This window comes from Paracidobacterium acidisoli, assembly GCF_003428625.2.
In the GTDB taxonomy this organism is placed as follows: Bacteria; Acidobacteriota; Terriglobia; order Terriglobales; family Acidobacteriaceae; genus Paracidobacterium; species Paracidobacterium acidisoli.
The window spans coordinates 1-12,114 of record NZ_QVQT02000011.1; the positions used below are offsets into that span (position 1 = coordinate 1).

Sequence of the window (12,114 nt, forward strand, 5' to 3'; positions counted from 1 at the left end):
CGCGTCAGAATCGTCGCCCGGTGCGTCATCTGATAGTAGCTGCCCCGATACACCTGACGAAGCGGAACCCGCAACATCAATACCTCTATCCGGGTAATCCTGAGACGATTCACTGTTGTCATCTGTTTGCCTGCCTGGCCTTGCGGAGCGGACTCCGCCCTTTCTTCTTCGGAAACGTTTCCACTATAACCACGCCCTTCGGACCGGTCAAGAAATTTGGCTCCGGAATCCCGCCGGTTCAGTTGCTCCAGACGCTGTCGAGAAAGACAAAGCGCGCGCGGTGCTGATCGATCTCCGCCTTCGGAGCGGCGCCGAGATGCATCACCTGCCAGCCGGTACCGCCGTGATAGCGCGGCCATGACGGCAGTCCGGAAGCGTTGGGATTGCCGGTTTTGGCGAAGTTCGTCCAGTACGTCTGCATCAGCTTTGAGAGACGGTAATCTTCAGGACGCCAGTGCGCGCCCTTCCGCGAATCCAGATTGCCGAAGACATATTCAATGTCGTCCGAGTGAAATGTGCCGTTCGCCGCCGGATGCAGTGGATCGCCCGGCGGAGGAAGCTCGAAGTAATAACGAAAGATGGGAGCGTGGCCCGTGTCCGCCTGCGCAGTAATCCATTCCCACGTCGCGTAGGCAATGAATTTATCGCTGGCATAGTCCTCGGCCGCGCGCGCTGCCTCCTGATCGTTCGAGGCCGCATAAACCTTCAGAAACTCCTCCGCATGTGCTCCGAAATCCGCGCGGCCCGTCGCCTGTAATCCCGCCACCGTGAGCTTTGATGGAGTGTTCACCACCTGATTCGTGCCTTCATCACGATTCCACCCCACCAGCAATGGCACATCATTTTGCTGATGCGCCGCATAGATCTCCGCAACGCGCCGGGGAAAGAAGTAGCCATCAATGGATGGCTGGAAACGAGGCACATTCGGTGCTTTGGTGAGAGCCGCGTGCAGCAGCACATTCACAGGCAGCGCTCGCAGCCGGTCCGGCGAAGTTGTGCCGAAGGCGCTCTGCGCAAAGACCTCGTCTTCCTTTTGCGCCGTTGCGCCATCCGGATACGCCAGATCATGGCGCTTGAGTGCGCCGCCGCTTTCTCCGATCGCATGCACAAACAATCCATGCGAGAGCGGAGAGGCCATATGCGAGCTGACCGCGCTCGATCCGGCAGACTCGCCGAAGATCGTCACGTTCTGCGGATCTCCACCGAATGCTTCGATGTTCTGCTGCACCCAGTGAAGTGCCGCGACCTGATCCAGCAGGCCGTAATTGCCGGCCGCATGGTGCGGCGACTCCTCGGCCAGCGCGTGCGTCGCCAAAAAGCCGAAGATCCCAAGCCGGTAATTCATCGAGACGACAACGACTCCGTTGCGGGCCAGGTTCGTGCCATCCTGACGCGCTTCCGACGTGCCTCCCATATTGAATCCGCCACCGTAAAACCAGACCATCACCGGCAGCTTCGCTCCGGTGGACTTCGCCGGCGTCCAGACATTGAGCGTCAGGCAATCCTCGCTTTCGCCCGCGTCGCGAAACAGAATGTCAGGGAAAGTACCCCACTGAATACAGCGGCTGCCGAAGGCAACAGCCTGCCGCACGCCCTGCCACGGTGTTACAGGCTGCGGAGCCTTCCAGCGAAGCGCCCCGACAGGCGGCGCCGCATACGGAACACCCAGGAAGATACGGATCGCGCCGTCATCGCTCCATTTCCCCGCGACGGCGCCATCGTTGAGATGCACCTGCGGCGCGGCGGCGCACCATGCCGGCACGCAGAAGAATGTGCTGCAGAAACAGAGAACGATTGCATGAACGCATGCCGCCCGTGACATTTCGTGTGAACTCCTCAGCAACAGATCAACACCTCGTAAAGTGCGCAGGGTCCAAAGCTGAACCTTTCACACCCTGGGCGATGCCCCAAATACAGAGGACCACCACACAGCAGGCAGCGGTCCCCGGCATTCAGAAGGATAATCTGCCCGCCAGCTGCAGCAGGCGCGGCAGGTTCTGCTGCGTCGTGATCTGTCCAAACTGGCTGTTGCCCAGCACCTGAACAGGCGGCGCAAACTGCGTGCGGTTGAAAAGATTGAATGACTCCACGCGGAACTCGAAGCTGGTGTGCTCCGTGATCGGCGTGTCCTTGAACAGAGCGAAATCATAGTTGGCGATGCCCGGCGTCCGCAGCTCGTTGTCGGAGCGGCTCTCGTTGCCGTAGGTAAAGACACCAGGATGCGTGAAGCAGGTGGTGTTGAAATACGTGCTCTTCGAGAGCGCACCACCCAGCCGATCAAACATCGATCCGCTTTCACTTTTGTCGCAGCCCTGCGTTACGTTTGGCCGCAGCCCACCGGCAAGAGCATACGTTGTCGTCGTGTTGGGCGTCGCGGTAAAGCCAAGCGGGAAGCCGTCCTGAAAGGTCGTCACGCCATTCACGCCCCAGCCTCCGATCACACCGTTCACCACGCCGTTCGCGTGAGCGAACAGCCGTTGTCCCTTGCCGAAAGGCAGCGAATAGACATAGCTCACCACCAGACGCTGGCGTGAATCGAATGTCGAGAGCGCGTATTCGCCATTCAGATTGTTCGTGTCCTGGAAGGTGGCCCCGCCCGGCGAGCCATCCAGCCACGACGTAAGCGTCTCTGCATTGGTCAGCACCTTCGAGAAGGTGTAGGAGCCGAGCAGCACACCGCCGGAGTTGAAGCGCTTTTCAAGCTTCATCTGCAGTGCATCGTAATTGCTCACGCCCACATAGTGTCCCGTATTCGTAATGTTGCCGTATTGCGGAAACGGCAGCAGAAGCTGATTTTGCTGCACTGTGGGCTGCTGCAGCGTGCCCTGCAGAATCTTTCCGTAAAACGGATTGGTCACCTGTTTGGTCAGGAAGCACGATGTGCGGAGATTGGCCGAAGGACCAACGCAGTCCGGATCGGACGCGGCCTGCGCAAGGTATTTGTCCGGAAGCTGATTGATCGCGATACTCACCGGCAGGTGCGCTCCGTGCAGGCCCGCGTAGGCGGCCTCCAGAGCGATGCCGTACGGCAGCTGCCGCTGCGCGGTGACATTCCACTGATAGGTCAGCCCATTCGGCTCATCCGCAAGCGTCGCAGAAGCGGAACCGCCCAGCAGCGTTTGCTGAAAATTCGGATTGCGGCCGGGCGCGTTGAGAAGGCCTGAAGGGAAAGGGTTATCAAAGGCGTTGTATGGTGTCTCGTTCCCGTTCACCGTGGTCACCATGTTGTTGTTGATGGAGTTGATCGCCGCCTGATACGGCGACTCCGGAAACTGCAGATCGGAGGGAATCATGAATGTTCCCCACCCGGCGCGCAGCACCGTCTTTTCATTCAGCCGATACGCGATGCCGAGACGCGGCTGAAAGTTGGTGAAGTGCTCGCTGCGCATGCCGCGCTCCGGGTGCTGCGATGTTGCGACCAGATCGAACGCGCCTGGAACTCCGACAATCGGATTCGTCTCCGTCGGATTGAATGCATCCGTGCGGTTGTGGCGCTCCACATAGACGCCGGGAATCTCATAGCGCACGCCCGCGGTGACAGTCAGTTTGCTGCTCGCCTGCCATGTGTCCGTCACGTAGTAGCCCTGATAGTCGAGCGTCGTATAAGTGAAGGGAGAAACCGGAACGATACCGGTCGCGACATAACCCAGAAAGAACGACGCCACCGGATTTCCTGTCGACCCTGGAGAAGACGGGTTTCCGGAGGTAAAGACGTTGTCGAAGGTCCACTGGCCGCCCGGATATCCGTTCTCGTAATAGGACTCGTCGAGGCGGCGAAGATCGGCTCCCGCCTTCAGCGTGTGCTGCCCCAGAACCTTTGTGAAGGTCGGCGCGATGCCGTAGTTGTTGTTGATCGAATAATAGAGACCCGTACCGCCAATTGAGTACGTGGGGTTGTTGAAGACCAGGCGCGGCACCGACGTTGAATCAGCGAAGCCGTTATATTGTGTCAGCGCGCTGAAGTAAGAAGGAAAGCCCGCATTCGCGAGGTTGTATCCGATGCCGCCCGGAATGCGATTGTAGTTCCAGCGCATCCAGGAGATGCGAAGGTCGGCAATCGTCGTCGGATTGACGACATACGTATCTCCGAAGACGATCTGCCGAGTCGTGAACGCCTCGGGAGCGATCGGGCTGCTGGTGACCAGGCCATTGCCATACGGATCGGGCGCGACGTTCTTCGATTTCCAGAGCGTGTAGCGCTCGAACGTCCTTTGCTTCGAGGAAATCTGCTGATCGCCGCGGATCGTGTACTGATCGTTGTTGCCGCCCGTCGGAGCGAATTTGTTGAAGTTATTCAGCGCCGTTCCAGGCGTACCCGGCGACGTCTCTTTGCCGAACTCCGGATACGCAATCAGGTTCTTCGCTACTGCGCTCTCGCGGTCCGGCGGAATCACATTCGGCACGCCGTTGTAGCTGAACTGTGTCCGCAGCGGCGCCGTGCCGCTCAGCTGCGCCGCCGTGCAGGCCGGGTTGCCGTTGTAGCCGCATGTGGTGAGAGGATCGTAGATCTTCGTCGTAATTGCGGAGAAATCGCCCTGCAGCTCGGCCGGTGTCGGCGTATTGGCATTGAAAGGCTGATCGTAAATCTGGCGATAGCCCTGGTAATCGAAGAAGAAGAAGGCTTTGTTTCTCCAGATCGGGCCGCCGATGTTGCCCCCGAACTGGTTCTGATGGAACTGCTGCTTGCCGTTCGAGCCGCGCTTCGAGAAGAAATCCGTGGCATCGAAGATCGTGTTGCGAACGTACTCATACGTCGTGCCGTGAAAGGCATTGCTGCCGGACTTGGTCGCGATATTGATCACGCCGCCGGTATACATGCCGAACTCCGCCGTATTGTTGTTGGTCTGCACGCGGAACTCCTGGACCACATCCTGATCGGGCACCAGCATCGTCGCATTGCCATAGAGCACATTGACCGGACCGCCATCTACCAGCGTGGAGCTCTGGTTCGCCGTGCCTCCGCCGATCTGATAATTCCCCGCCGCGAAGACATTCTGTCCCGTGAGGTTGGTGGAAGTGCCGCCCTGCGGCACGACCCCCGGCACCAGAGCCACCAGCGAAAGCACGTTGCGTCCGTTCAGCGGCATATCGGTCACCGCCTTGCCCTGCACCACCTGGCCGAGCGACGCATTTTCCACCTGCAGCAGCGGAGCCTGCGCCGTAACCACCACCTGCTGGCTCGTGTTGCCCACTTCGAGCGCGACATCGATACGCGTCGCCTGATCGACCAGCACCTCGACCGGTGTTCTGGTGTAGGTCTTGAAGCCGCTGCTGCGAACCTCGATCCTGTACTGCCCTGTCGGCATCGAGAGCAGCTGGAACTGGCCCGACGCATTGCACTGGGTCGCGCGGGCAACCGAGGTGGCAAGATCCGTCGCCGTCACCGTTGCGCCCGCGACCACAGCGCCCGAGGAGTCGGTGATCTGGCCGATGATCGAGCCGGTGATGTTCTGTCCCGAAACGGAGATCGTGGAGAAGACAGCAAGCATGGCAACAAACAGCGCAAAGGGGAGAGCGGACCTGAAACCTGTCATAGGCACCTCCTGATTTTTTTCCTGGTGGTAATCGGAAACGTTTCCAATATGGAAACGTTTCCGACCCGCAGCAGACTCAACCCACCGTGGATTTCAATAACGGACGAGAAGCTATCACGTGGAAGAAAAAACAGTCAAACGCAAATTCAAAATGTTTTTCGCCGATGCCCGCTCACGCTCATTCAGCACGATCGCGGATAAGGGCTCCAGAACGGATTCAGCGCAGGAATAAAGCGGACGGGAACCTCCGGCACAAAACCGCGCAGCCATTCGGCGCAATAGCGCATGCCTCCCTGCTCCGTCGCCACATGTCCCAGCAGGATCAGGGCCTTGCGGCGTCCCGCGGTCAGCTGGTCTTCGATATACTCGACCACCTCCCACTCGTGGGTCTCGCCGGAGATCAGCGTGTCTACATCGGGCCGCGCCAGCGTCGCAATTCCCTTCTCCCGCGTCACGTTCCCCCAGTACGCCACCACATTGCGCACCAGCATCTCCGGATCGCCGACCACGCGCGCCGTGGTTACATGCAGGCGATTCGCCGCCTCCAGCGCAAAGGTCTTCAGCGGCGTGCCGGGAAACCGGAACTGTCTCGGCTCCTGCGGGTCCACATACTTCTGCCATCCCATCTCGCTCACCATACCCGCGGCAATACTGTCCGGCGTGCGGTGATGCCAGTGATCGTGCAGCCGCATGATGGCGATTCCGTGGCTGCGAATGTACTCGAGCTTGCCGGTCAGGTTGGCATCGTTCTTCAGGTCGTCGTACTTGTCGGGCTGACTGTAGTACGGCGTTTCATGGCTGACGATCATGTTTGCGCCTGCGGCGACGGTCTTCTGCAGCACATCGAGCGTCGCCATCGTCGTGGTTACAATGCCTCGCACCGGAGTGCTGTCGTCCCCGGAAACGAGCTTGTCCACCGTAGTCGGCATCGTGGAGGAAAGCCACGGCATGCCCACGTGAGACTGAATGCGCTGCATAACCTCTCCGGCAGTAAGAGCGGGCGGAGAAGGCAGGGCTGCGGCCAGCTGCGTTGTCAGCATGGCCGTGCCCCCGGCAATGAAGTTGCGGCGGGAGATGAGTTCGAATTTCATGGTGCCGCACATCGTGGCACGCGCCAGAAAGACTCGTCAACGCACCAGGTCTCAGAGGGAGGAGCCCGGAAAGTAGTGTCTCCGTTTACAAAGTACAGTTGCCGGAGAACCCTGCTTTGTATCGGAGCATGGCTTCAAAGCCTGTCCCGAGCAAAGCCGAAGGTGTCGCAAGCAGTGAAAAGATCGCCGAGCTTCACTCCTGCGGAACTGCCATCCAGCCGAGGCTCTGCCGTCCCGAGACGGCTGCTTGCGCGCGCCGAAGAAATTCGTATATGATCCCGACCCGAAGAGAAAGTCCACGATCGGAAGCGTTGAACGGGGATGATCAGGGCCGCACCTGGAATCGTTTCCAGATTTCCCTGCCCATCCCGGCACTCTTCACGAACCGCGACAGAACCGCGCCGGAGGCAAAAGGTGCAGGCAGTGAAATGGTGGAAGCAGACGCTGGCAACGGCAGCGATTCTCGCCGCGGCCGTGGGCGCAGAACAGGTCAGGCCGGTCATGGCTATGCCGGCCGCGCAATCCTCTTCGCAGGCGCAAAGCTCTTCGCCGCCCGCGGCATCCGCCGGAACGCAGACGCCTGCTCCGGCGGATGCGTCTGCGAAGCAGCAGCCCTTCCCCTTCAGCCACAAGCGCCATGCCGCGCTGAAGATCAACTGCACATACTGCCACACGGGAGCGGAAACCGGTGTCCATGCGGATTTCCCCGTGCAGTCAAAGTGCATGGCATGCCACGCCCAGGTGGATAAAGATGCGGAGCCGATCAAACAGCTCGCGGCACTGCCGCCGGATACGCACATCACGCCCGAAAAGCCCGTCTACACACTGCCGGACTTCGTCACCTTCAGCCATGCCCGCCACAAGGCAGCCGGAGCCGCCTGTGCCGCGTGTCACGGCGATGTCTGGGCATCCGACGTCGTGCAGCCGCATCTGCCGATGCGCATGAAGGCCTGCATCGACTGCCATCGGGAAAATCACGCGCAGGTTACATGCACCACCTGTCACGAGGCATTTCAGCAATAGCTCAAGGAAAGCGATATCGCCGATCATGAACCGTATCCTTCATCCCGCGTTTGCGCGCATCAGAATCGCTGCTTTGCTTGCAGGCGCAGCGTTATTGCCTCTCTCTCTGCATGCCCAGCAATGGCTGAGCTACAGCGGCGATCCAGGCGGCACGCGTTACTCTCCGCTGAAGCAGATCAACACAAAAAACGTCGGCAGGCTCGAAGTAGCGTGGACCTTTCACACCGGCGACATGAGCGATGGCCAGACCGGCGACTGGCCCGCGCACAGCTCGTTTGAGACCTCGCCTCTGGTGGTGAACGGCCGCATGTACATCACTACCCCCTTTTCGCGCGTCATCGCTCTCGATCCCGAGACCGGCAAACAGATCTGGGCCTTCGATCCGAAGATCGATCCCAACATGACCTATCCGCTGCTGGTCAATCGCGGCGCCGCGTGGTGGAGCGACGGCACGCAGCATCGCATCTTTCTCGGCACGCTCGACGGCCGCCTTATCTCGATCGATCCCGAGACCGGCAAACCCGATCCGGCCTTCGGCAAAGATGGCTCCGTCGATCTGCGTCTGGGCGTCGCCGAAGACTTTCCCGACAAACATCTCGGCATGACCTCGCCGCCGGTCATCTACAAAAACGTCGTGATCTGCGGCTCCATTACCGCCGACGCGGAGCCGAAGGGACCACGCGGCGATGTGCGCGCCTTCGATGCGCGTACCGGAAAGCTGCTGTGGGTCTTTCACACCGTGCCCCGCGAAGGAGAGTTCGGACACGACACCTGGCAGGGCGATGGATGGAAGGATCGCTCGGCGGTCAATGCCTGGTCGAATCTCAGCGTCGACACGGAGCGCGGAATAGTTTTCCTTCCGCTCACCTCGCCCGGATATGACAACTACGGGGCAGACCGCAAAGGCGCAGATCTTTTTTCCGATTCGCTGGTGGCGCTCAATGCGACGACCGGCAAAATGATCTGGTATTACCAGATCATTCATCACGATCTGTGGGATTACGATCTTCCCGCGCAACCCGTTCTGGTCGACGTGAAGCGAAACGGCAAAATCATTCCCGCCGTCGCGCAGGTTACAAAATCGGGCTTTACCTTCGTCTTCAATCGGGTGAACGGCAAGCCGCTCTTCGACGTGCAGGAAAAACCCATTCCTTCCAGCGATGTACCGGGCGAACAGGCCTCGCCGACAGAGCCCTTCCCTGTTCTTCCCAAACCCTTCGCGCGCCAGTCCTTCACCGCAGACGAACTCACCAATGTCTCGCAGGAATCGCATGACTTCTGCGCCAAACTCCTTGCCGGCGCTCATCTCGACAAGGTCTACGTTCCCATCAGCACCAACCCGACAATTTTCTTCCCAGGCTCGCTCGGCGGCGCCAACTGGGGTGGCGCATCGTTCGATCCACGAACGCGCACACTCTTCGTCAATTCGCAGGATCTCGGAAATTTCGTACACATGGTGCAGAGTTCCTCCGGAGCGAGCGTCTCTTACCGCTCGCGGCCGATGCAGAAGCGCAGCTCCAAGTTCGTCGATCAGGATGGCAATCCGTGTCAGATGCCGCCCTGGGGTTCGCTGACCGCAATCGATCTGGATACAGGCGCATTCCGCTGGCAGTCCACCCTCGGCGTCGTGGACTCGCTCATCGCCAAAGGCGTTCCACCGACCGGGGCTCCGAATCTCGGCGGCTCGCTGGTCACCGCCGGAGGCCTGGTCTTCATCGGCGCCACAGACGACGCGCGCTTCCGCGCCTTTGACGAAAAGACCGGCAAAGAAATCTGGACAGTAAAGCTGCCCGCTTCAGCGCACGCATCCCCCATCACCTTCACCGGACCGAAGTCGAAGAAGCAATATGTAGTGATCGCCGCAGGCGGGGGCGGGAAGAAATATTCCGACAGCCTGATCGCCTGGACGCTTCCCTGAGAACATCGGCGGCCTTCATTTGGTGCCGCCTTTCCGTGGCCGGTTCAGCTCTTTTGCGCAGCAAAGATTCTGCGCGAAGCATCTCCGGCGGCCGCCAGGTTCTTCAGCCACATCTCTGTGTACTCGCGCGACAGCACTACGCCGTTCGCTCCTGCTCCAAAGGCCGCATCCATCTCCTCGCGTACACTCTCCGGCGTTGTCTTATGCTGGCCTTCGTGTACCGGCACATCGATGTCGACCGCCGGATAGATCTGCACCGTGCCGCCGGTACCCGTAATGGCCCGCTTTGTCTCGCGCGCCACATAATCCGGAGACAATCCATTCGCGAGAATCTCCGCGTAGGACTTTTCCTGATAGTTCATCATGCCGTAGTACGTGGGCAGAAACGCCTGCGGTGTAACGTCGGCAAAGATGGTCGAGCACAGATGATTCAGAAAGCTCACCATGCGTCCACCGCCTGCATTGCTGTACGTTGCGATCTTGATGAAGTCCGCGTATTCGCGAATCTTTCCGTAGTCCTCGACCGCGCTGTAAAACGGGCTGAACGTAACGTTCTGCACCACATGAAAGCCGAAGGGCTTCTTCGGCGCAAGCGCCTTGGCCGTGCCGTAGAGCTCAGCGCGCACCTCGTGATAACTGTCCGTCCACAGTGCCTGCCAGGCCAGAATTTCGGGATACTCCGTCAGCGTTCGCCAGAACGTCACAAAGTATCCATCGTCCGGCCGCTGCTTTTTCTGAGCGGCGCGAAAGAGCGTATCGAGCCGCAGATAACCCTCTTTAGCTCGCTCCGCGCTGATGCCGCGCTCGCGGCCCTTCGCCGTGCAGAACGGACAGAAGCACGAGATACCGGCTGTCGCCCATCCACCGCCAATCATATTGTCGAGCGGCCCCATACGCTCGCATCCCCACGTCACGCCATCCACCTCATTCGGATAACCGGAGAGCAGTGACTCTATCTTCGCTGTCAGGTGCGCGCGGTAATCGGGATGGTTGAAGCAGGCACTGTCGGTCCGGCGGCCATAGGTATCGATCTCCGCCACCTGCGTGAACCCAGGAATAAAGCGCATCATGCGTGCCGAGGTGTTGTTGTAGTCGAAGGCGAAGAAGCTCATGCCTCGCGCCTTCATCTTCGGAACAACCTCCGCAATCACATTGAAATGATTGTCGTCAGGCGAGCGAAAATCCCGGATCGTGGTGTTCGCAAAATATTTAAGGTCGTAGTCGTAATTCGCGCCGCCCGTGGAGGGCGGCTTATTGCGGCCGAAGGTTCCGTGATCGGGCAGCTGAATACTGCCCGTGACGATATCGGTCGGGTCTGACAGGTACGTGAAAGCCAGAACCGTATTGACGTTTCCCTTCTGCTGCAGGTTGTCGAGGATGCTGTCGATTCCCTCATCCGGCCACGCATAGGCCTTCACCTGAATGCCGACAACATTTTTGCGATTGACCGTTTCATTGACGAATGTGTTGGCCGAGACGCGCGCGGGCTGCGGTTTGGGAGCAGTATCCTGCGCCTTCAGAACTCCTGGCCATCCGGCGCTGAGAGCGCCAAGCAGCTGAACAAACCGGCGGCGGCTGGTTTCAAGGGACATGATCACGTCCTCACTTTCGGAAACGTTTCCAACACTAACCTCAGCAGATCACGAAAATCAAGCACAAAGAGATGGAGGCGTTATTCGCCTCGCGCTTATCGCCGGATAAGTTCGCGGAATCCCGTTCGGCTGGCGGATGATCGACTGCAGTTTGGAATTATTGGCTGTATCCCTCTTCTTCTGTGCTGCAACCAGGGTCTCTGATTGAGACTTATACAGCCGGGACGGCTGACTGCAAAGGAATTGTTGACAGCCCTCCAAAGCGTCGTTCTCTGCGATGGAATTCATCTAAAGCAGCATCGAAATCATTCTCGTTAAATTCAGGCCACATACGATCCGAGAAGAGGAGCTCAGCATAAGCGGATTCCCAGAGCAGAAAATCTGAGAGCCGCTTTTCGCCACCTGTGCGGATCAGAAGATCGACCTCTCTCTCATCCATCATGAGCGCCTGCTCGATCATCGACCGAAACAAATCAGGAAAGCGCATTTCTTCATTCGGGGCTGCTACCTTAACTTCAGCTGCTGCGCACGCAATGGAATCTCGCGATGAATAGTCAATGGCAACATATAAATGAAGACGCCTTTCTGCCGCGGTGGCTGATTCGGCCTTATTGATTTCCTGCAACGCCGCTTTCGGCAGTCGATCCCGTCTTCCAATCATCTGAAACCGTACACCTTGCCGCAGAAGCCGCTGAATTTCCAGGCGAAGGAAGGCACGGAGCAGCCAGAAAATGCTCTGTACCTCAGAAGCCGGCCGCCGCCAGTTATCGGAAGAAAATGCATACAGGGTCAGCCGGGCAACATCTCGATCCAGCGCGCGCTCCACGATACGACGTACTGAGGCGATTCCTGCACGATGGCCCGCGACGCGGGGTAAACCGCGACGCGCAGCCCATCGCCCATTGCCATCCATAATGATGGCTACGTGCAGTCCTTTGTTTTGCCTCGATTCCACC

7 protein-coding genes are annotated in these 12,114 nt (G+C 59.1%); 2 read left to right on the forward strand and 5 right to left on the reverse strand.

Going from position 1 to position 12,114, the window contains the following annotated elements; genetic code table 11:
- Positions 1 to 238: 238 nt before the first annotated feature.
- From D0Y96_RS20155 to D0Y96_RS20165, 3 genes are all read right to left on the reverse strand, one after another.
- Entirely contained in the window at positions 239 to 1,822 is a 1,584-nt protein-coding gene (locus D0Y96_RS20155; protein ID WP_117303688.1) for a carboxylesterase/lipase family protein, read from the reverse strand.
- Between the two features lie 130 nt (positions 1,823 to 1,952).
- Positions 1,953 to 5,534 (reverse strand): TonB-dependent receptor domain-containing protein, encoded by a 3,582-nt coding sequence (locus tag D0Y96_RS20160; RefSeq protein WP_117303690.1) that lies wholly within the window; start codon positions 5,532 to 5,534, stop codon positions 1,953 to 1,955.
- A gap of 182 nt (positions 5,535 to 5,716) precedes the next feature.
- On the reverse strand, positions 5,717 to 6,625 hold the full coding sequence (locus tag D0Y96_RS20165) for a Nif3-like dinuclear metal center hexameric protein (protein ID WP_158562513.1): 909 nt from the start codon (positions 6,623 to 6,625) through the stop codon (positions 5,717 to 5,719).
- Between the two features lie 414 nt (positions 6,626 to 7,039).
- On the opposite strand from D0Y96_RS20165, the gene D0Y96_RS20170 reads away from it, so the two are divergent.
- Positions 7,040 to 7,648, forward strand: coding sequence for a cytochrome c3 family protein (locus tag D0Y96_RS20170; RefSeq protein ID WP_158562514.1), 609 nt, complete (start codon positions 7,040 to 7,042; stop codon positions 7,646 to 7,648).
- 25 nt (positions 7,649 to 7,673) lie between these two features.
- On the forward strand, positions 7,674 to 9,566 hold the full coding sequence (locus D0Y96_RS20175) for a pyrroloquinoline quinone-dependent dehydrogenase (RefSeq protein ID WP_117303696.1): 1,893 nt from the start codon (positions 7,674 to 7,676) through the stop codon (positions 9,564 to 9,566).
- 44 nt (positions 9,567 to 9,610) lie between these two features.
- On the opposite strand, the gene D0Y96_RS20180 is transcribed toward D0Y96_RS20175, so the two are convergent.
- Both D0Y96_RS20180 and D0Y96_RS20185 read right to left on the reverse strand, forming a co-directional pair.
- Complete coding sequence (locus D0Y96_RS20180; RefSeq protein WP_117303698.1) at positions 9,611 to 11,158, reverse strand: hypothetical protein; 1,548 nt, start codon at positions 11,156 to 11,158, stop codon at positions 9,611 to 9,613.
- A 211-nt stretch (positions 11,159 to 11,369) separates the two neighbouring features.
- A complete protein-coding gene (locus D0Y96_RS20185) occupies positions 11,370 to 12,113 on the reverse strand; it encodes a di-trans,poly-cis-decaprenylcistransferase (RefSeq protein ID WP_199480522.1) in 744 nt (247 codons plus the stop codon).
- Between the last annotated feature and the right edge of the window lies 1 nt (position 12,114).